The organism is Gemmatimonadaceae bacterium (assembly GCA_020846935.1).
GTDB lineage: Bacteria > Gemmatimonadota > Gemmatimonadetes > Gemmatimonadales > Gemmatimonadaceae > RBC101.
Genome location: JADLCY010000015.1, coordinates 91,295 through 112,974 on the forward strand (window position 1 = coordinate 91,295; position 21,680 = coordinate 112,974).

Consider the following 21,680-nt stretch of genomic DNA (forward strand, 5'->3'; position numbering starts at 1 on the left):
CAGCAACTCGACATCCCAAACGTCCACCATGCCCCTCGTCGCACTGCGCGTTGCTGCCTGCCGCGCTCCCCTGCTGGCGTGCGCCCTCCTGCTCGCGTGCGACCGGGTTGGGGAGACCACCACGGCTGACTCCACGCAGGCGACCGCCAGCGGCAGCGCTGACTCTGCGGCGAGCGATGCCCCGCGTGCGGCCACGGTCTCGCTGCCCGTGACCGTGAGCGAGGTGCGCCAGGGCGACCTCGTGCTGAGCGTGAGCACGACAGGCACCGTGCGCTCCGACGGCGAGGCCACGCTCAAGGCCGAAGTGGCCGGAACGATCACCGCCGTGCTGGTCCGCCCCGGTGACCGGGTGCGTCGGGGCCAGCCTCTGCTCCGCCTCGACGCGCGCCCCTTCGACCTGGCCGTCCAGGAAGCCGAGGCCGCCGTGGCTGAGGCCGAAGTGCGCTACCAGGACGCCATCGCACCGGATTCCATCGTGCTCGGCCGCGCCCCTTCACCCGAACAGCGACGCATTGCGCTCACGCGTTCCGGGCTGCAAGGCGCGCGCGTCCGCCTCGATCGCGCCAGGCTCGAGCGCGAGCGCGCGACGATCACCGCGCCGTTCGACGGCATGGTCGATCGCGTGGATCGCTCCACGGGCGAACGCGTGGGCGCGGGTGAGACGCTCACGCGCGTCGTGAACCTCGCGGCGCTGCGTATCGAAGCGTCGGTCCTCGAGCACGACCTGCCGCTCATTCGCGAGGGCGGCGTGGCGACGGTCAGCAGCGCGTCCGCACCGGGTCGCCAGGTCGCGGGTCGCGTCACCGCCGTGCTGCCGCTCATCGACTCCACCACACGCGCGGGACGCGTGTTCGTGCGCCTGACGAACCCCGGCCCGCTGCGGCCCGGCATGTACGCCGATGTGCGTCTCGAGTCGCAGCGACTCTCGAAGCGCCGCCTGGTACCGAGCCGTGCCGTGATCGAACGCGACGGCCGGCCGCTCGTCTTCGTGGTCAAGGACGGTCGTGCACAATGGGTGTACATCACGCCCGGTCGTTCCAACGGTGTCGACACCGAAGTGCTCCCGGACTCCTCGACCGGCACGATCCCCGTTGAGGTGGGCGACCATGTGATCGTCGCCGGCCACCTCACGCTGACGCACGACGCTCCGGTGCGGGAGGTCGTCGCCGACACCGCGCGCGGTGCACGCACGGTTCGCCAATAGGGCACGTCAAACTCTCCAAAGCCGAACCCGTGTCCCTCGTTTCCGCCGCCGTCAGGCGCCCGGTGTCCACGATCGCTTCGGTGTTCGCGATCGTGCTGCTCGGCTCCGTGTCGCTGAGTCGGCTTCCGGTGTCTCTGCTGCCCGACGTCACGCTGCCGGTCCTCACGATCCGCACGCTGTACCCGGGCTCGGCGGCCACCGAGGTCTCACGCTTCATTGCCGAGCCCATCGAGGAGGCAATCGCGGCCACGCCGGGGCTCGTGGAACTGCGATCGATCAGTCGAACGGGCGAGGCGACCACGATCGTGCGCTTTGCCTGGGGCACCGACATGCAGACGACGGTGCTCAACGTGCGCGAGCGACTCGACAACGCGCGCGCGCGGCTCCCGGAGCGCGCCGAGCGTCCGACGCTGCTGACGAGCGACCCCGGCGAACGACCGATCGCGGTGCTCGCGCTCGGCACCGACGGCGATCTGCGGACCTTGTCGCGCGCCGCCGAAGAGGTTTTTGCGCGACGCCTGGAACAGATCGCCGGCGTCGCCAGCGTGGCGGTCGTCGGCGCGCCCGAAGACGAGATTCGCGTCGAGGCTGACCCGGCGCGACTGCGCGCGCTGGGGCTCACGCCCAACGATCTCTCCACCGCTATCGCCGCGGCCAACCCGACCGGATCGAGCGGCACCATTCGACGCGGGCAATTTCGATTTGCCGTCCGCACGCTCACCGAGTTCAGGGACCCGTCGGACGTGCTCGAGGTGCCGATCGGGCCGGTGGGCGCTGGCATCAGGGTGCGCGACGTCGCCACGGTGTCGGTGACGACGGCCGACCCCAAGACGCTGACGAGACTCGACGGGCGAGGCGCGGTCGGCCTCGTCGTGTACAAGGACGCCGGGTCCAACACGGTCGCCGTCACGAAGGAGCTCCGAACGAGCGTCGAGGCGCTCACGAAGGAGTTCCCGGCGGTGAAGCTCACGCTCGTCGCCGCGCAGGCCGATTTCGTGGTCGACGCGCTGTCGAACCTCGGCCAGGAGATCGTGGCCGGCGGCATCATCTCCCTGCTCCTCATCCTGGTCTTCCTGCGCGACTGGCGGATGTCGCTGGCCATCGGCCTCATGGTGCCGCTGTCGGTGCTCGTCGCGCTGGTGCTGCTGCAGCTGCTCGACGTGTCGATCAACGTGCTGTCGCTGGGCGGGCTCGCGCTGGGGGTCGGGCTGCTGGTGGACAATGCCATCGTCGTCGCCGAAGCGTCGGCGCGAAAGCGCGAAGAAGGCTTGCCGTTGCTGCAGGCCACGATCGAGGCGACCGAGGAAGTGTCGGGCCCGCTGCTCGCCGGCACGCTCACCACCCTGCTCGTCTTTGGTCCGATCATCTTCGTGCGCGGGCTGGCGGCCGCGCTCTTTCGGGACCTGTCGCTGTCCGTGGTCACGTCAGTGGGCGCGTCGCTCGTGCTCGCCCTCACGCTGATGCCGGTGCTCATCGCCGGCCGTCGTCGGCCAGGCGCTACGGGGAGGGTCGCACCCCGCGCGCCCTCGCGGCTCACGGCCGTGGGCAATGTGCTCGTGCGCTGGTACGATCGCGGGATGCGCTGGTCGCTCGCTCATCCCGCGATGGTGTTCGGGATCTCGATCGCGGCGACCGTGGCCACGGCGTGGATTGGCATGCGCCTGCCGCGCGAGATCCTCCCGGCGGTCGACGAGCGGGTCGCGGTGGCGCAGCTGCATCTCGCGGAAGGCACCGCGATCGAGGAGACCACGCGCCAGGTGGCTCGCCTGGAGGAGAGCGCACGCGCGTTAGGCGCGCGCGGGATCTACGCGCGAGTCGGCGTCGCCACCGACGAGGAGGTGCTGGCGGGCGCGGAGCCCGGGTCGGCGGCCACGGCGCAGCTGCTGGTCCCCGTGCCCCCGTCGGTGGACGCAGCACGGTTCGCCCAACAGCTGCGGGCCGCCGTGCCCGACCTGGCATCGGGATCGCTCGCCATCGACCTCGCCGGCCAGTCGGAGTTCGGTTCCCTGATCGGCCGTGAGGGCCGCACGGTGCGCGTGGAGATCTCGGCGAGCAACCTCGAAGAGGCGGCCCGCTGGGCCGACACGACGCGCGCACGCCTGGGTTCGATCACCGCACTCACCGATATCCGATCGGCTCAGCAGGGCTCGCAACCGGTCGTCGAAGTGGGACTCGAGCGCGCCCGTATGGCCGAACGAGGCGTCTCGGTCGATGCCGTGGCCAATGCCCTCGCCGGTGGACTCGGCGGCGTCGAAGCCACCGAACTCCGCGAGACCGACCGCCGCACCCCAATCACCGTCCGGTACTCCGGGGCCGCCAACGAGGACCTCGGCGCCGCGTTAGGCACGGTGGTGGACGGCACGCCGGTCGAGGAGTACGTGCAGCCCCGCGAGACGCGCTCGCCGGTGGAGGTCGTCCGCGTGGGCCAGCGCCCGGTGGTCGCCGTCGAAGGACTCGTCGCGGACGGAGGAACCTCGGGCGCCACGGCCGCAGTCACCGACCTGATGAACACCCTCCGCCTGCCGGGTGGGGTGACGTGGAGTGTCACCGGCGCCGACGCCGAGCAGCGGCGGACGACGAGTGAACTGACGCTGGTGGCGCTGCTCTCGGTGGCGCTCGTCTTTCTCGTCCTGGCCGGTGAGTTCGGGTCGTTCCGCATCCCGCTGGTCGTGATGCTCACGGTGCCGCTCGCCGCGGCGGGCGGCATCGTGTTCCTGTGGCTGACCGGGCAGAGCATAAACGCGGTGTCCCTCATCGGCATCGTCGTGATGATCGGCATGGCCGACAACGAGGCCGTCGTCAAACTCGACGCGATCCGCCGGTTCCGCGAGCTGGGCCACCCGATCGACGAGGCCATCGTCCTCGGTGGGCACCAGCGGCTCCGCGCGATCGCTCTGACGAACCTGACGACGATCACCGGCGTGCTCCCGCTCGTGTTCGGCTGGGGCAGCGGCGGCACACTCTACCAACCGTTGGCAGCTGGCGTGATCGGCGGGTCGATCTCCGCGCTCCTGGTGACCTTCTTCCTGCTGCCGACCGCGTATGCGGTGCTGGAGCGGCGCGGCGCAGCGCGATGATCGCCTGGGGCATCCGCCGGCCGGCCGTGATCTGGGCAGCGAGCGCCGCCTTGCTCCTCGCCGGCCTCATGGCCTTCACGCGGCTGGCGCTCGCGACGCGCACGACCGTGGAACTCCCGACGCTGTCCGTCTCGGTGTCGTGGCCGGGCGCGTCCGCGGAGCTGAACGAGATGTACGTCGCCTCGCCGGTCGAGGCCGCGATCCAGGGCGTCCGCGGCATCCGGAAGACGCGCTCGGAGTCGACCGATGAAGGCGTGTCGCTCACCGTTGAGCTGCAGCCCGGTACGGACGTGCAGCTGGCGCGGCTGGGGATCCTGGAGCGCCTCGAGCTGCTGCGGCGCGAGTTTCCGCCGGGCGTGACACCGCCACGCGTGTCCAACTTCGTGCCCACCGAGCTGCAGGAGGAACCGCTGCTGCTCGTGACCATGGGCGGCCCCTACACACCGGGAGCGCTCCAGAAACTCGCCGACGAAGTGCTCGAGCCGCGCCTCTCGGCGATCCCGGGCGTGGCCGGCCTCACGGTGAGCGGCGGCGCCGAGTTCGGCGTGTCGGTGTCATACAACGCCCGGTTGCTGCGGCAGCTCGGCATCGAAGGCAGCGACATTGCGCGCGCCGTGAGCCAGGCGCGATCCGTGGCGGCGCTGGGCCGGGACGCGCGCGGGGCGACCGAGCGACCCGTGTCGCTGCGCGACCAGCCGGGCGCGATCGCCGCGCTGGAAGCGCTGCCGGTGCGCGGCCCCGGGGGACGCGTCTTTCGCGTGGGCGAACTGGCCTCGGTGCGACCACAGGAAGACCAGCGCGGACGCTTCTTCAGGATCAACGGCCAGCCCGCGATTGCCCTGCGCATCGCGCGGCTGCCTGACGCCGACGCGATCCGGACGGCGCGCAGCGTGCGCGCGACGCTCGACGACATTCGCCGCGGCCTCCCGACCGGCGTGACGCTCACCGTCGTGAACGACGACTCCGTGGAGCTCAGGGAACAGCTCACGGACCTCCTCATTCGCGGCGGCATCGCGTTCGCGGCGGTGATCCTCGTGCTGCTGTTCTTCCTGCGCGACGTGCGCGCGACGGGACTCGTGATGTTCAGCGCCGCGCTCGCCGTGGCGGGCACGGCGCTCGGCCTCTTCCTGTTTCGTATTCCGGCCAACCTGCTCACGCTCGCCGGTCTGGCGATGGGGATCGGCATCCTGGTGCAGAACGGGCTGATCGTGGCCGAGCGTCTCGGGACGACGCCCGATACGGAGGAGGGCCGCGCCAACGCGGCACGGCGCATCGCACCGGCGGTCGTGGGCGCCAGCCTGACCACGGCGGTCGTGCTCTTTCCGTTCCTGTACCTGCAGGGCGACGCGCGCGCGGCGTTCATGCCGTTCGCCTCGGCGTTCGTGCTGGGCCTTGGCTGGTCGATCGTGACCGCGGTGGTGATGATCCCCGCGCTCGCCGCGGGGCATCGCGTCCACGAGGCCGGATGGCCGCGCGCCCGACGCGTGTACCTGCGCACGTTGCGCCCGCTGGTGCGCTTCCGCCGGACGACGCTCCTGCTCACTCTGGCCGCGTTAGGCGGCCTCACCTGGGTCTTCGTGAAGAAGGTCCCGCGCTTTGCCTTTGGCGGCTTTGGCAGCGGGCAGCGCACGGTCATCCAGGCGTTCATTTCGTTTCCCCGCGGCTCCGACCCCGCGTCGCTCGACGCCGCGATGCGGGAACTCGAGCACGTCGCCGTCGGTCAGCCGGGTGTCGAGCGCGTCTCGGCCCAGAGCTACGGCGCGTTCGGCGCGGGCATGCAGGTGCTCTATCGGCGCGAAGACGAGCTGAGCGCGCTGCCCCTGCAACTCGAAGAAGCGCTCACGCAGCGCGCTGTCTTCATCGGCGGTGCGTCCGTGTCGGTGCGCGGGCAGGGGCCCGGGTTCGCCTCGGGGCTCGGCGGCGCGAGCATCGCCACGTTCCGCATCCGCGTACTCGGCTATTCGTTCTCCGGCGTCGAACGGCTCGCGCTCGACCTCAAGGAGCGGCTCGAGGGCATCCCCCGCGTGCGCGACGTCGACATCAACAGCTCGTCGTTCTTTGGCAACGACAAGGCGAGCACGGTGACGGTCACGCCCGATCGCGCGGCCCTGGCGCGCTTCGGCCTCACGGCGCGGGACTTTGCTCTCGCGGCCGCGCGGGAGATGCGCAGCCAGTCGGGCGCGATTCGCCTCGAGATCGGCGACGAAGAGTTGCCGGTCACCGTGCAGGTCGAAGGCTCGAACGACCGCTCGCTCGATGAGCTGAGCGACGCGCTCGTGTCCACGCCGACCGGTGCGCCGGTGCGCCTGAGTGCTCTCGCCGCGGTGAGCGAAGCCGAAGGATTGAGCGCGATCAGTCGGGAGGATCAGCAATACGTGCGATTCGTCGCCTACGAGTTTCGCGGCCCCAACAAGCTTGCGCAGCGCACGCACGACGCCTTCATGGCTTCGGTCACCCTGCCGCCCGGCTATTCGGTGGCCGATGCCGGCTTCGGACGCTTCGAGCCTGACGAGAGCGAGAAGGGACTCTGGCTCGTGTTTGCCATCGGGATCGCGCTCGTGGTCCTGAGCGTCGCGATCGTGTTCGACTCCGTCTGGGGCGCGGCCGCCGTCTTCCTCTCGCTGCCGGTCTCGCTGGGCGGTGTGATGGCGGCGTTCTGGCTCTTCGACGCCGCGTTCACCCGTGAGGCGGCCGTGGGCGTGATCCTCGTGATCGGCCTCGCCGTGAACCAGTCGATTCTCGTCGTCGATGCCGCGCTCGAGCGTCGGCGGCGCCTGCAGGCTGCGGGACGCGACCGGCGGCTCGACGGCGGCATGGTCTTGCGTGCGGCCCTCGATCGATCGGGCATGGTCGTGCTCGTGACCCTGACGTCGCTCGCGTCACTCGTGCCGCTCGCGGTCGGCGTCAAGACGACGTCGCTCTTTGGCGCGATCGCACTCGCCACCGCCGGAGGAACGGTGGCCGGGACGCTGGGGGCGATGTTCATCGTGCCGCCGATGCTCGCCGGCCGTCCGCGTCGCCGATCGCAGCGTCGCATTCCTCCGACCGCCGACGCACCGCCATCGGCGCCGGACGTCGGCAGCACATAGCGCACACCGAGCCCGTCACCCACAGCGCCTAACGCACGATCGTCGCTCATGCGCGCAGATCCTGGCGCGCGCAACCGCCTGACGCACACCGCGACCGATGAGCGCAGAATGTGGCGGGCGCGGTCGCCTAACGCCGGCCGCGCCCGCGCTTGCCGGCCAGCAGGCGTCCGTCGGCCTCCTCCAGCAGTTGCGCGAGCGTGCGAGGGTGCTCGGCACTGTGCCAGGCCACGCCCCGCCCAATCGAGAGCGCGTACGGTCGCCCCGCGGCCGCGTTACGCTGCGCGAGTTGCCGGTCGAGTCGGGACAGAAGCACCTCGCCCGTCGCGTCCTGGGTATTCACCGCGAGCACTACAAACTCGTCGCCGCCGAGACGGCCAATCAGGTCCGCCTCGCGGAACGTCTCCCGCAGCAAGTCGGCCACGTCCACCAGCGCCTGATCGCCCACATGGTGCCCAAACTCGTCGTTGATCGCCTTGAAACGATCCAGATCGAGATAGAGCAGGACCGCCGGATGCGGCTGACGCGCGGCGACGGTAAGAAGCTGCTGCGCCAGCAGCGTAAAGCCGCGTCGGTTGTAGAGCCCGGTCAGCGAATCCGTGAGCGACAGACGGTGGAGCGCCTCTTCGTGAGCGGAACGTTCGGTGATGTCCCGAACGACCATCGCCATGCCACCCGAGATCAGCGAGACCGTGAGTTCCTGCGGATACGTCGTGCCGTCGGCGCGTCGGCCGGTCACCTCGCCATGCCAGTGCTCCTGCATGACGAGTTCCTGCAGGATCGACCGATCAAAGACGTCCAGTTGCTCCGGCGAATAGAACTCGCGCCAGCTCCGCCCCTGCAGTTCGGCGCCGGTCGCATGACCGTGCATGCGGGCGAACGCACCGTTGGCCATGCGAACGCGCTGCGTGTCGTCGAGCACCAGGATGCCGTCGATCGAGAGTTCCATCACGGACGACAGCTCAACGAAGCGTCGGGCCAGTGTGCGTCGCTCGGACACGTCGCGGCCGCTCCAGAGCCGGTGGGATGCCGCAGCCGCGCTCCCGCCGAGCGGTGCGATCGAGACCTCGTGCCAGAACGGTGTTCCATCCCGGCGGTGGTGCTGCACCTCGACGCGTCCCCTCGATCCCGTGCGAAGCAGGCCCGCCAGGCGCGCCGAAGCGAGCCGATCGGTCTCCGGACCTGCGAGCAGGTCGAGCGGCACGGCACCCAGCGACTCGTCAGGCCGAAACCCTGTCACCTGCTCGAACGCCGCGTTGGCCCACACGACGCGACCCGCACCGTCGATGACAAGCATGGCGTCGGTGGCGTGGTGCGCCGCGGCGGCGACCACCTCGTCGAGGGTGGCCCGGGCGGAATCGGTGGCGTGCGACATGGGCAGGTGGGTCCTGCTGCGAGTATCGGCAGCGATATCGTCCGGTTGACCTGTTTCCGCTCTGGAGGCACCACTGGGGGCGTGGCTCATGCAGCCGGCCTGTACGTCGGGCGTGCCATGGAGCAACGTTGAGCGCGCGATCTGCTCACCCTCGCTGCCCCGAACCCACGTGCCCGCCTACTTCCGCTCCCTGCCCTTCCTCGCCGCCGTGCTCGGTGCAGCTCCGTTGGCCGCTCAGGCCCCGGCTCCCCTCGTCGCCGACATGGAGCGCAGGATCGCGGCCGCTTCGCCCGCGGTCGTGGCGTGGCGTCGCGACTTCCACCAGAACCCCGAGCTATCCAACCAGGAAGTGCGCACGTCGGCCAAGATCGCCGAGCAGCTCAAGCGCATGGGGCTCGAGGTGAAGACCGGCGTGGCCAAACACGGCGTGGTCGGCATCCTGCGCGGCGGCAAGCCGGGGCCGGTCGTCGCACTGCGCGCTGACATGGACGCCCTCCCTGTGGTGGAAGAGGTCGACCTTCCGTTCAAGTCCACCGTCCGCTCGACGTACAACGGGCAGTCGGTCGGCGTGATGCACGCCTGCGGTCACGACAATCACATGGCGATCCTGCTGGGCATCGCCGAAGTCTTCGCCGGCATGAAGGCCGATCTCCCGGGAACGGTGAAGTTCGTGTTCCAGCCCGCCGAAGAGGGCGTGCCGATCGGTGAAACCGGTGGTGCGAGCGAAATGGTCGCGGAAGGCGTGCTCGAGAACCCCCGAGTCGACGCGATCTTTGGCCTCCACGTGTTCCCGTTCCCCGCGGGCAAGGTGGTCTATCGCTCGGGCGGGCTCATGGCGAGCGCCGACACGTGGCGCATGGTGGTTCGCGGCCGGCAGACGCATGGCGCGCTGCCCTGGAACGGCGTCGACCCCATCGTGATCGCGGCCCAGATCGTCACCAACATGCAATCGATCGTGAGTCGTCAGACCGACCTCACGCTCACGCCCGCGATCCTGACGACGGGGTTCATTCGCGGCGGCATCCGGACGAACATCATCCCGGACTCGGTGGAACTCGGCGGCACGATCCGCACCTTCGACGAGGCGACGCGGGACTCGATCCACGCGCGCTTTACGCGGCTCGCGACGTCACTGGCCGCGGCCGCCGGCGGATCGGCGACGCTGGAGATCGACAAGGCCTACGCCGTGACGTACAACGATCCCGCGCTGACGGCTCGCATGGTGCCGTCGCTGCAGCGCGCGGTTGGTGCCGCCAATGTCTCGGAAGGACGGCCGACGACCACCGCCGAAGATTTTTCGGCGTACCAGAAGAAGGTGCCGGGGCTGTTCTTTTTTCTCGGCGTCAACCCACCGGGCGCCGACGAGTCCATGGCGGCGCCTAACCATTCGCCGAAGTTCTTTGCCGACGAATCGGCGCTGGTGCCGGGCATGAAGGCGCTGGGGCGCCTGGCGCTGGATTACTTGTCCGGGACGAAGGCGATGTAGACAGGCATCGCGACGTGATGCGGCGGTGCGCTCACGCGCGGCCGCCCGCGGCAGCCGAGGGTATCGCGCGTGCGGCGCAATCAGTCTCCGTCGTGGCCGCCCCCCCCGCTCGGGCCGACCTGCAGCCTCTGCTCCAGATCCCCGAGCACGTCTTCGATCTGCGCGAGCGCCGAGCGTAGGTCGTCGGCGATCTCCTGCGCAAGCAGGTGCGGCTCGGGAAGACTCGCCGAATCCTCCAGGCTCTCGTCCCGCAGCCAGAAGAGGTCCAGGCTCACCTTGTCGCGGGCGAGGATCTCGTCGTAGGTGTACGGCCGCCAGCGGCCCTCGGGCGTCGCGTCGGACCAAGTCGCCTGTCGATTGTTCCGATCGCCGGGGCGGTAACACGCGACAAACTCGTCGAGGTCCGCGCGTGCCATGCGTTTGGTCTTGAGCGTGAAGTGCCTGTTGGTGCGCAGGTCGTAGACCCACACCGTTTTCGTCCACGGATCCTTCGCGCCGGGCCGGCGGTCGAAAAAGAGCACGTTGGCCTTCACGCCCTGCGCGTAGAAGATGCCGGTCGGCAGCCGCAGCAGCGTGTGCACCTCGCACTCCTGAAGCAGGTTCCGGCGCACCGTCTCGCCCGCTCCACCCTCGAACAGCACGTTGTCCGGCACGACGACGGCGGCCCTGCCGTGGACCTTGAGCAGCGACTTCACGTGCTGGACGAAGTTGAGCTGCTTGTTCGAGGTCGTCGTCCAGAAGTCGGGGCGGTTGTAGGTGAGCGATTGGCGGTCGGTGTCGCCTTCTTCGTTCACGATCGTGATCGACGACTTCTTGCCGAAGGGCGGATTGGTGACGACCACGTCCGCGTGCGTGCCCGGTTCGTCGCGCAGCGCATCGTCGGTGCGGATTGGCGGCTCGTGGTCGTCGCCGGCGTTGGGGCCGATGCCGTGCAGGTAGAGGTTCATCCCGCAGAGGCGTGCGACGTTAGGTACCAGCTCCGTGCCGCGCAGCGCCTCGAAGCGCAGGTGGCGCTTCTGGTCGCGGTCCAGCTCAGAGTGGTTCTTCACGTACTCGTGCGCCGAGAGCAGGAACCCGCCCGTGCCGCACGCAGGGTCGGCGACGATCTCGCCCGGTTGCGGGCGCACGCAGTCCACGATGGCGTCAATGAGCACGCGGGGCGTGAAGTACTGCCCGGCGCCGCCCTTCACGTCCTGCGCGTTCCGCTCGAGCAGCCCTTCGTACGCGTCGCCCTTCACGTCGGCCGACATCGCCGACCAGTTCTCCTTGCCGATCAGCTCCACCACGAGCTGCCGCAGCTTGGCCGGGTCCTGAATCTTGTTCTGCGCCTTCTCGAAGATCAGGCCGAGCATCCCGCCCTCCTGGCCGAGCACGCGCAGCGTCTCGCGGTAGTGCTGTTCCAGCTCTACGCCCTCCATCTGCGGCGACGCGAGGTCGGCCCAGCGATGGCCCTCCGGGATCGGCTGCGGTTCGCCGGTGAGCTGTGCGCGCTCGTCGGCCATCTTGAGGAACAGCAGGAAGGTGAGCTGCTCCAGGTAGTCCTGATACGACAGCCCGTCGTCGCGCAGGACGTTGCAGTAGGACCAGAGCTTCTGGACGATGCGATTGGCGGCGTCGCTCATAGATCCTTGATCAGCTCCTCGATGTCCTGATGCATGTACCCCGCGCGCTCGGCGTCCCGACGGGAATCCGCCGTGTGTCGTGTGGTGATCGCGACCTTCTCGATGCGCCAGCCGCTCACGGCGTCATGGCGACCAAGAAACCGCGCGACGTGCTCGTCGAAGCGCGCGTAGTCCGGTGCCAGACGCTCGGCGGCCCGCTTGCATGTCCCGACTCGAACGATGCGATCCTCCTCGTTCAGGGCCACCAGGTCCAGTTCGGTGTCGCCGCGATCCCAGTAGCCGTGAATTCGCGCCGTCAGACGGAATCCGTCGAGCCCCTTGCGGCTGCGTTCCTCGTACAGTGCGCCAACCAGCTTCTCCAGTCCGTACCCCTCGGTGTCGGCCAGGCGACGGTCCGCCTCGCCGACGAGCTCGCCGAGTGGACGGAAATGCACCGATGCCGCAGGGGTCGCGAGCGCCGCGAGCCACGACCGCAGGAAGTTGTCAGCGATGTAATACCGCCCATTGCGGGCCGACGCCTTGGCGAACACGGGCTGGCGCTGCTCGATCATGCGATACCGGTCGCGCAGCACCTGCAGGTAGCCGCCCACCTGCTTCTCGCGTTCCGCGTCCACCTGACGCGCATGCGCCAGGATCTCGCCATTGGAACAGCCGGGATTCCGGGCGACGTACTTCAGCACGAGGTCGTAGCGTCCGCTCAGTTCGCGCAGGAACCAGTTCTCCGCCTCCGTGCGCAATGGAGAGGAGCTGGAGAAGAACAGTTCGCGCACGAGATCACCGCGGTCGGCGCCGATGACGCCCTCCTCGTACGCGTCGCGATAGAACTTCGGCACGCCCTCGAAGAGGTTCCACAAGAAGAGCAGACGACTCGCCGACGGCTCCGCGTGCACCCGGATGATTTCGAGGACCGAGGCGATGTCGAGGTGCTGCACGTCCAGCGTGTCCGTGACACGCGCGAAGAGCGGTGCGCTGCGCTCTTCGAGCAGTGCCGCCATCTCGGTGTGGATGGAGCCGAGGACGATCAGTCCCCCCTGCACATCGGCGGCGTCGCGTGCCAACTGGTCCACCTCGTACTGCAGATGTGAGGTGAACTCGTACAGCACCTTGCGGTGGAAGTACTGGAACTCGTCGAGTGCGACGACGAATCCCCGGCGGACCAGCGCGCCGATCGCCGCCGCAAGGGTGCGCAGGTCGGTCGGCGGTGACACTTCGACGCCGAACAGTTCGAAGAAGTCGCGCGCGGCAGAGACGACGCCCGCCGGGTCGGAGTCCGGCACCTGCAGGTAGAGGACGCGATCGCGCCCTTCGGCCTGTAGGGCCTGATGCACGAGGCTGGTCTTCCCGATCCGGCGGCGCCCCGAGACTTTGAGGAAGAACCAGCGCCGACGGCGCAGGATATCCCGCAGCGTTTCCAGTTCGTGGCGTCGGCCGTAAAATGTCCATGGGGAACGACTTACGGCGCTCATGAAGGTAAGGTAATAGTTTCTACCTTAGGCGCCAAGTGCTTCGGGTCGCGTCACGCCGGTCGCGACTTTTGCCGCCCGCCCGAGGAGTGCGAGGCGATTCGGCGCGCTCGGCGCGGATGCGTTCGAGGAGGACGGAGGCCGGCTCGTCGGACGGGTCTTGGTCCACGAGTCGGCCGTCGAAGGCCCACTTGAGGATGGATTGGCGGAGACGAACGGCCCTGAGCCGATTCGCTGACGTTACCGAGAGAGCATTCTCCGCGAGCGACAGCAGTGCGTTCACATTCTCCACGATCCGGGCTTGCTCGACCTGCGGCGGCAGTCGAATGGCGAGGGGAGCTATATCACCATGATTGATCTGTGGCACGTTCGAGCCATCAGCGAGTGAGCCAAGGTCCAGATCACTGAACCAGAGCCACAAATAGCTCCCAACCCCTCCGACGGGGACCACACCCATTGTGTTCAAATCGTATGTACTCGGGCATGCTAATAGCCGCTTCTTGTTGGTGCCGATAGCGCCACCTCGCTTCGGGAAAATGATCGTTCCAGCCGGACGAACGTGAAGGCCCAATGCAGCGACCTGCTCAGCCGTCAACCACTCCTTGGCGACATTCATCCGCAACTCGTTATTAGGAGTGTTCATATCGCCGATGCGAAACCACGGAATAGCGCCCTCTGCCGCCCCAGCCGATGTAACGCCACTTGGCGTTTGCCCTGAAGCGATGAAGCCGAGCTGCTCAACGGATGCCCAGCACCACCCCTCCGGCAGCTCGGGCAGCCCGCTCGTATCCGGCGCGGCCGGCTCCACGTACTTCGCTTTCCACTCGTTGTCCTTCGGCGCCTTGCCCTTGGCCGTCATCTTCGCCAGCTCGGATTCCTCCCACCGACGACGGCGTTCGGCGAGGATGCGCGTGAGGAGCACCGAGGCCGGCTCGTAGCTGCGGCCCTCGGCGCGGGCCAGCTCCGCCTCGGTCGGCACCAGTCGCCCTTCGACGGCAGCCTTGAGCACCGAGGCCCGGTAGCGCTTCAGGTTGCGCTGCACCCGCTCCAGCGTCGCCGCCGCGTCGTCGAGCCGGGTGAAGTAGGACTCGAGGGCGGAGACGATGCGACGCTGCTCGGAAAGCCCCGGGAGTGGTATCGAGAGTGATTCGACATCACCCTTACGAAGCGAAGGCACTGTCGTTGCACGCGCGAGATCGCCAAGACGTAGTGTGCAGGTGAAGTAGAACAGGTACTCGGGGTCAAGGACGTCGACGTCCGGTGCCATCCCGAAAACGTTGTTGTCAACCAATGACGGCCGGCCGAGCATCGCTCGACGGTTCAGAGCGATTGCCGCGCCGATCTTTGCGAAAACAGTGGTTTGGGCAGGCAGCGGACGCGCACCAAGCCCGTTCGCTACTTCATCGGTGACGTAGTGTTGTGCGGCTGACAGAACCTTGTGTCCTTGCCGCCACGCCTCGGAGATGTCTCCAACCTTGTAGAACGGGATCGCACCACTCGTCTGACCTTGGAGATGAACAGGGAAACCAACCCCTGCGAGTAAACGACCCAAGTCTCTAAGTAGTGCTGTTGTCCACCCGGTAGGCATAGCGACCTCGCCGCTCATGCCGCCAGCGCCCCATTCAATTCATCCAGCATCTCGCGCAGCTTCCCCCCAAACACCTGCGCCGCCCTCCCCCGCCCGCCGGCCTCCGCGAACGGTGCGTAATCCAGATCCTCCACCGTCATCTCCACGCTGGTCGCAATGTGGTCGCGCATCATCTCGAGCCAGCGGCGCTGCTCGGCGGTGAACGCCCGCCCGCGGTTCTCCTGCTGCGCCATCCATTCATCGAACCTCGCACGCACCTGCTCGCCGAACGGCACCAGCTCGTCGTCCCGGTGCGTCGCGAAGCGCACCAGCGAGACGATGTCCGTCAGCAGCTTCCCCGACCCACCACGCACTCGGTCCTTCCGTAAGGTCTCATAGGCGCGCCAGAGTTTGTCCGGCGTCCACGCGCGCGGCGGTGCCTTGATCGCCTCGGCCAGCGCCTTGATGTCATTGAACGAGAGACGCTTTGAATACGGCTGCGCATAGAAGAACTGGAGCGCGTCGATCTCGTCCTTGTGCTCACCAATGAAGCGCTCGAAGTCGGCCACGAGCGACTGCGCCTTCTCCCTGGCCTCGGGGCTCGCGCCCGCTTCGAGTAGCTCGTCCTGCGATACTTCGTCGATCACCTGCTCCAGCTCGCGCTTGAGATCGACGAGCAGCGTACGCAACGAGGGGTTAGTGGCCAGCGGCTCGGTAGCACGCTTGAGCAGGGTCTCGGCGGCCTGCCTTATCTGCAGATCGGTCGGCTCCGCATCCGCCGGCACCGCGAAGACGCGGCGCGCTTCGACAATCTGCCGGTCGGGGTCGAGGCCCTCAACGACAGCGCCACAGATCGCAGCGAGTGTCACTCCGCCCGACGCTTCCGCGATGCGCGCCCGCTCCGCAGGTCCGCACTGCTTGTCGAGCCGCGCGAGGCGGCTCGCGAGCGACGAGAGCGCCTCCGGGTCGGTGCCGCCCATCGCCACGTGCTCCAGCAGCGCCTTGAGGCTCACCGTACGTTGCCGGTCGAGCGGCTGCGTGTCGGCGAGCTGCGCCTCGGTCATCCCCACGCAATCCACGATCACGAAGTGCGTCTTGGCGACGGCGTCCTCGCCGCTCACAGCACGCAGGTCGTTCGGGTCGATGATGCGCACGCCGCGCCCCTTCATCTGCTCGAAGAGCACGCGACTCCTCACCGCGCGCATGAACATCACGATCTCGATCGGCTTGATGTCCGTGCCGGTGGCCACCATGTCCACGGTCACGGCGATGCGCGGCTCGTACTGGTTGCGGAATGCCTGGATCAGGTCCCGCGGATTCGACTCCGTCACCTTGTAGGTGATCTTCTGGCAGAAGGCATTGCCACGGCCGAACTCGTCGCGCACGATCTCGACGATGTCCTCGGCGTGGCTGTCGTCCTTGGCGAAGATCAGCGTCTTGGGGACTTCCTTGCGGCCGGGGAAGATGTCCACCGGCAACCGGTCGCGGAACGTGCGGATGATGGTGCGGATCTGATCCCTCGCCACCACGCGGCGATCCAACTCGTTAGGGTCATACGAGAGGTCCTCGTCGGGCGCCTCCCAACGCATCGCGCGGGTGCGGCGGTCCCGGTAGCCGAGCATCGTGTCGGGCTTTGCCTCCACCGTGGAGCCCTGCGCGGTGATCTTTGTGCGGATGTTGTAGACCTCGAAGTCCACGTTGACGCCGTCGGCCACCGCCCTCGCGTGGTCGTACTCCATCACGAGGTTCTTGTTGAAGAAGCCGAGTGTCTGCTTGCTCGGCGTGGCGGTGAGGCCCACGAGGAAGGCGTCGAAGTACTCCACCACCTGACGCCACAGGGTGTAGATCGAGCGGTGCACCTCGTCGATCACCACCACGTCGAAATACTCGGGCGGGTACGCGGCGTTGTACACCACCGGCAGCGGCTCCTTCATGGCGGCGCCGCTGCTCTCGAACTGCGAACCTTCTTCCAGCGAGGGATCGAGATCGGCCTCCCCCTTGAGCATGGAGTACACGCGCTGGATCGTCGAGATGACGACCCGGCTCGAGTCCATGATCGTGTTGGAGGAGAGGCGCTGGACGTTGTACAGCTCAGTGAAGAGCCGGTGGCTGTCGGGGGCTCGATATCCCTGGAACTCCGTCTCGGCTTGTTGCCCGAGGTTGCTCCGGTCCACGAGGAAGAGCACGCGGCGCGCGCCGCCGTACTTGATGAGCCGGTAGATGGCGGTGATGGCGGCGATCGTCTTGCCCGAGCCGGTCGCCATCTGGATCAGCGCGCGGGGACGGTTCTTTTTGAACGAATGATCGAGCTTCGTCACCGCCTCGATCTGGTTCGGATAGAGCGAACCCGGTTCGAGCGGCGGCATCGTGCTGATTCGCGCCCGGAAGGAGGCCGGCCTGGTGTCGTCTGCCGCCGTGTAGAGACCGCCGCCGTCGGCGTGCAGTCGCTTCACCCAGGTATCGAGCGTTTCGGCCTGGATCCACTCGGCGAGGGTTTCCGGGCGATGGATCTCCGACAGATTGCCTGAGATGGCGCGCGTCTTGGGGTCTGGATCGAGGTCGTTGATGAAGCGGGTCTCGACGCCGGTGCTCAAATAGAGGAACGGAAGCGGCTGTACGGGTGGGTTGAGCCCGGCGGGGAGGCCGGTCGCGTACTTGTCGACCTGCAGCTCCACGTTGGTCAGTGCGAATCCGGCCGGCTTGGCCTCGAGCACGCCAACCGCCTTGCCGTTCACGAAGAGCAGGTAGTCGGCGAAGCCGTGTCCCGGCGCCATCCTGAACTCGCGGACGGCCACGCCGGTGCCGGCGGAGAGGTTCATCGCAACACGGTCCTGGACGATCCACCCCGCGGCCTCCAGGGCCGCGTCGATTTCAACGCGGGCCTCTTGCTCGGGCGTCGGACTCATGCGAGGCCTCGCTCGGTCAGGACGTAGCGTCGCCGCGCGACACGATCAGGTCCAGGATGCTCGGCACCGCGCTCGGAAGTCACCGGTCGCTTCAAGCTTCCGAGTCGCCTGGTCGAGGTGCAGGGTCGGTCGGTGCGCTCAACTCGCGGCAGCGCAGGCGCGCTCGCCCTTCGCGGCGCGTTCCATGACGGAGACGATGTCCGACAGCGTCTTCTGCCCCTTGTCCTCGTCGTACCACTTCATCTTGCCGTCGAAAGACCCGGAGCCCTTGCTCATCCACTCCTGCAGCTCGGCCGGCCGTTCGATCCAGCACCCGCGCTCCTCGTAGTTGCCGTCGAGCAGGATCACCGTCGGCGTCGCCGCGCGACCGTCCGGTGTGCGATGCGACTCCATCACGTGGCGCCCGGTGTCGCTGCCGATGATCTGCAGCTCGACGCCCATGAGCTGCTGTACGAGCTTCGCGAGATACGGAATGGTGTTCACCGAGTCGGAGCACCCATCGACGGCGACCACCAGGAACTTCCACGGCCCGCCGGCGGCGCGGGCGCGCGTCAGCAGCGCGTCGGGAACTGCTGCATCACGAAAGTTTCCCTCCCACTGCTGCTTGCGCTGCTGGGCGGCGGCGAGGAAGGACGCGAAGTTCTTCCCGCCTTCGAACAGCGCGCGATAGGTGGAGTTGGCGTTGACGGCAGCGACGGGTTCCTGGCACGCCAGCGCGGCGCCGAGGACTGCGGAGAGAAGGGCGCTCATTTCAGGTGCGGCTCGGTGGAGTGGGAGCGGCGGAGCATGAGATACAATAGCAGTGCCGCGCCGGTCGTGACGCCGACGTCGGCGATGTTGAACACCCAGAATCGCGCATCGCCGATGCCCACGTCGATGAAGTCGACGACGCCCCGCGGAGAGCGGAGGCGATCGACCAGGTTGCCGACCGCGCCGCCGACGATGAGGCCAAGGGCCGCGCCCAGGGCGCGGTCGTGGGCGTCGGCGTCCCGGTACATGCGATAGAGCACCGCGACGATCACCATCGCGAGCGCCGAGAAGACCACGCGCGAGTAGTCGCCTAACGACGTGGAGAACGCGGCCCCGGTATTGTAGATGAGCGTGAGGCGCAGCGTGTTGCCGATCACCTCGTGCGGGAGGTGCTCCACGGTCAGCTGCTCTTCGACCAGTTGTTTCGTGCCGCAGTCGGCCAGGAGCAGCAATGCAGCGAGGGGCCAGAACCAGCGGGCCTTGGGAGCGGTCATGCGAAGGAGGCGTGGCTTTGGTGAGCTAGTCTGCCGCGATGTCCGGCGCCAGTACCGATGCGCCGAGGGCGGAGCGCGATCGACTCGCCCTCCGCCCTCGTATGGGACACTGCGACGATGGTCCGCGTTTCCCTACGGCTTCTTCACCAGCGCCTTTACCTCGGGGGGCAGCTCGAACTCCTTGACGTTCACCGTGTCCCACTCCCAGCCCTGGAGCGTGATGATGAACTGCTGCCCGGCCTGTTCGACCGTTGTGGTCGTGGCGCGCTTGACGCCCCCGAAATCCTTGTAGGCCCCAAAGGTCGTCACCACTTCCATCTCACCCATCGGGGTCGCGGTCTTGGTTTGCGACCAGACGATCATGCCGTCGGCAACCGAAAAACAGTCATGGCTGACACGCCCGCTCTTCCAGGTGTGCTTGACCTTGTAGCAATCCTGGTCGTTGAGCTTGGTCTTCTCCACGGTCTCGGAGCTCACGATGGCCGGCGAGAGGCGGGAGTAGTTGCCCGGGTCGCCGTCTTCGCGCTGGGCCGCCGCCATCTCCTCGGGCAGGACCTGTGCGCCCTGCATCGGGTTCAGCGACCACGAGGTCGTTCCGTCAAAGCCCTGACGCATCTCGCCCATGCCCGGGAGGTCGATCTTGGTCACCGTCATCGGCGGATCGAAGGACTGCGCGAGCTCCATCTTGGCGCTCATGCCCATCGCCGGCATGTCGAACGCCGCCGTCGACCGCGCCGACTTGTGACCCTTCCAGCCGTCGGCATTCACCGCCTTGGCCCACGCCTGGACCAGATCCTTTGCGGCCGGCAGCGCCTGGGCGTGGACATACCCGGGCAGGACCGATGCGAGGGCCGCGGTTGCCAATACCCGACGAACGTTCATGACTGATGTTCTCCGAATGAGGGGAGGTCGGAACTCACCGACCCGAGGACAGGAATCTAGTGCGGAAAGGCCGCGAGGGTTCCGGTCGCTTTACGGACGTATGGTGCGCTGGGTTACACGCGCTCCGGCCTCGACGCGTGCCCCGCCGACCCATGTGAGGGCGGCCGTGAGCGCGACATCGCGGCCCTTGAGCAGGTCCCGGCGCGTCATCGGCACCACGACGTCCGGCGCGACTCCGCTCGCCTCGATGCGAGCCCCGTTCGCCGAGTGAAAGTCGGCAATCGCGTGGATCAGCAGATCGCCGTTGGGCAGCTTCTGGAGCGTGGCGGGCAGCGCCTCACCCGCGGTCGTGTCGCCAAAGACCTTCACCCGCCCGATGTCGCGCATCCCCTCGGCGAAGATCTCGGATGTGCTCGCCGAGAGCCCGTCGACGAGGATCGCCAGCGCACCGCTGTAGGGTTCGACCGATTCACCGCGTCGGTTGCTGCGCCGCGGGTTCACGAGGTAGCGGAGCGTCGTCCCGCGCGCCTGCAAGGTGCCTAACGCCACCGGTCGGTCCACGAAGAAGCCGGACACGCCCATCACCAGCGCCGCCACACCGCCGGTGTTGCCCCGCAGGTCGAGCACGATGCCGCGACAGCTCGCCAGCTCGTCCATCGCGCCTTCGAGCGCTGGCAGCAGCGGAAGCATCCACACCGAAAACCGGATCACGCCAACGCACCCGCGATCGTCCGCATGGCGCGAGTGACTGAACGCGAAGTACTGCGGCGGCAGCGGCCCGTAGCGCACCACCTGGCCGTCGAACGCCGCGCGCGCCACGTCGAGCTGCACCTCGCGGCCATCGTCACGCCTGAATCGCATGTGCACGATACCACCCGGTGCGCCATGGGTCGCGGACTCGGCGCGCAGCGGAATCTGCAGTCCGGCCCGGCGCACGTCGCGCGCATGATCCAGTCGGCGCCGCGCGGCGAGCATGGCGATCAGGTCCACGCCTTCGATCGCGCGCACTTCCCATCCCGCGCGCACTCCGGCCTGCTCCGCCGGCGAGCCCGGCACGACGCGGGAAACCAGGAGCCGCTCGTCGATGAGCCGGAACTCGAGCCCAGTGGTGCCCGGACGATCGCTCTCTTCGTCCGAACTGGCGCGCATTGCCTGCGCCACGTCTCCGGGGACGATGTAGAAATGTGAATCACCCAGTCTCACGAACAGCGACTCGATGGCCTGGCGAACCTCGATGGGTGAGGTCGCACGTTCGGCCAGGGGGCGGAACGTGGCGCGCAACTCGCGCCAGTCGTGTCCACGGAACGTCGTGTCGTAGTACGTCGCGCCGATGCGGGACCACGCGGTGTCGAACGAGGCCACGGCCGTGGCGGCGTCCATGCGCGCGGGCGCGGGGACCGTCGCCGGTCCGCGGCCGCAGGCCGCCGAGATCAGCGCCGTGGCGAGAAGGGAGGGTGGGAAACGCCGAGGCATCAGGGAATGGACGATCAGCGGGCTCGACCGGTCATTCCTCACATTCCCCGCGCCGTCACGCCGGCGTCACGGAGGTGCGGCGGGGCCATGAGCGGAGACAGCGAGCGGGCTCCACCGTGACGCGTGGCCCACCGACGCAGCCGCGGCCCCTGGGAATTGCGCCGGTCCGCCTGGTGGGGCAGCCGGCGTGACGGCGCGGTAACGTCTGCCGCCGAGGCCGTCGCGGCGCGGGCAGATGGCGTGACGGCGCGGTAACGTCTGCCGCCGAGGCCGTCGCGGCGCGGGCAGATGGCGT

At 68.1% G+C, this 21,680-nt stretch carries 13 protein-coding genes; 4 read left to right on the forward strand and 9 right to left on the reverse strand.

The features are described from left to right. The first annotated feature begins 28 nt into the window (after window positions 1–28). From IT361_18515 to IT361_18525, 3 genes are read left to right on the forward strand one after another with little or no spacing between them, the layout of a single operon-like run. On the forward strand, window positions 29–1,204 hold the full coding sequence (locus IT361_18515; GenBank protein ID MCC6319670.1) for an efflux RND transporter periplasmic adaptor subunit: 1,176 nt from the start codon (window positions 29–31) through the stop codon (window positions 1,202–1,204). A gap of 29 nt (window positions 1,205–1,233) precedes the next feature. After that, a complete protein-coding gene (locus IT361_18520) occupies window positions 1,234–4,281 on the forward strand; it encodes an efflux RND transporter permease subunit (protein ID MCC6319671.1) in 3,048 nt (1,015 codons plus the stop codon). Beyond that, on the forward strand, window positions 4,278–7,370 hold the full coding sequence (locus tag IT361_18525; GenBank protein MCC6319672.1) for an efflux RND transporter permease subunit: 3,093 nt from the start codon (window positions 4,278–4,280) through the stop codon (window positions 7,368–7,370). The genes IT361_18520 and IT361_18525 overlap by 4 nt, the downstream gene beginning before the upstream one ends. Before the next feature lie 127 nt (window positions 7,371–7,497). Here IT361_18525 and IT361_18530 read toward each other — a convergent pair whose 3' ends face one another. Continuing rightward, complete coding sequence (locus tag IT361_18530; GenBank protein MCC6319673.1) at window positions 7,498–8,742, reverse strand: diguanylate cyclase; 1,245 nt, start codon at window positions 8,740–8,742, stop codon at window positions 7,498–7,500. An 88-nt stretch (window positions 8,743–8,830) separates the two neighbouring features. On the opposite strand from IT361_18530, the gene IT361_18535 reads away from it, so the two are divergent. Continuing rightward, entirely contained in the window at window positions 8,831–10,228 is a 1,398-nt protein-coding gene (locus IT361_18535; protein MCC6319674.1) for an amidohydrolase, read from the forward strand. An 80-nt stretch (window positions 10,229–10,308) separates the two neighbouring features. Here IT361_18535 and IT361_18540 read toward each other — a convergent pair whose 3' ends face one another. From IT361_18540 to IT361_18575, 8 genes are all read right to left on the reverse strand, one after another. After that, window positions 10,309–11,850, reverse strand: a complete 1,542-nt coding sequence (locus IT361_18540) for an SAM-dependent DNA methyltransferase (protein MCC6319675.1) — start codon at window positions 11,848–11,850, stop codon at window positions 10,309–10,311. Continuing rightward, window positions 11,847–13,316 carry an ATP-binding protein gene (locus tag IT361_18545; GenBank protein ID MCC6319676.1) on the reverse strand — a complete coding sequence of 490 codons (1,470 nt, stop codon included), beginning with the start codon at window positions 13,314–13,316 and terminating at the stop codon, window positions 11,847–11,849. Before IT361_18545 ends, IT361_18540 begins: the two co-directional genes overlap by 4 nt. 19 nt (window positions 13,317–13,335) lie before the next feature. Then, window positions 13,336–14,865 carry a restriction endonuclease subunit S gene (locus tag IT361_18550; GenBank protein MCC6319677.1) on the reverse strand — a complete coding sequence of 510 codons (1,530 nt, stop codon included), beginning with the start codon at window positions 14,863–14,865 and terminating at the stop codon, window positions 13,336–13,338. Window positions 14,866–14,915: 50 nt separating this feature from the next. Then, window positions 14,916–17,786 (reverse strand): DEAD/DEAH box helicase family protein, encoded by a 2,871-nt coding sequence (locus IT361_18555; protein MCC6319678.1) that lies wholly within the window; start codon window positions 17,784–17,786, stop codon window positions 14,916–14,918. A gap of 138 nt (window positions 17,787–17,924) precedes the next feature. After that, a complete protein-coding gene (locus IT361_18560) occupies window positions 17,925–18,536 on the reverse strand; it encodes a thioredoxin family protein (protein ID MCC6319679.1) in 612 nt (203 codons plus the stop codon). Continuing rightward, window positions 18,533–19,030: a signal peptidase II gene (gene lspA / locus IT361_18565; protein ID MCC6319680.1), complete on the reverse strand. Its 498-nt coding sequence runs from the start codon at window positions 19,028–19,030 to the stop codon at window positions 18,533–18,535. Before lspA ends, IT361_18560 begins: the two co-directional genes overlap by 4 nt. A 132-nt stretch (window positions 19,031–19,162) precedes the next feature. Then, the gene (locus IT361_18570) at window positions 19,163–19,912 is read right to left on the reverse strand and encodes a hypothetical protein (GenBank protein MCC6319681.1); all 750 of its coding nucleotides are present in this window, start codon (window positions 19,910–19,912) and stop codon (window positions 19,163–19,165) included. 90 nt (window positions 19,913–20,002) lie between these two features. Beyond that, window positions 20,003–21,385: a hypothetical protein gene (locus IT361_18575; GenBank protein MCC6319682.1), complete on the reverse strand. Its 1,383-nt coding sequence runs from the start codon at window positions 21,383–21,385 to the stop codon at window positions 20,003–20,005. Window positions 21,386–21,680: the final 295 nt, after the last annotated feature.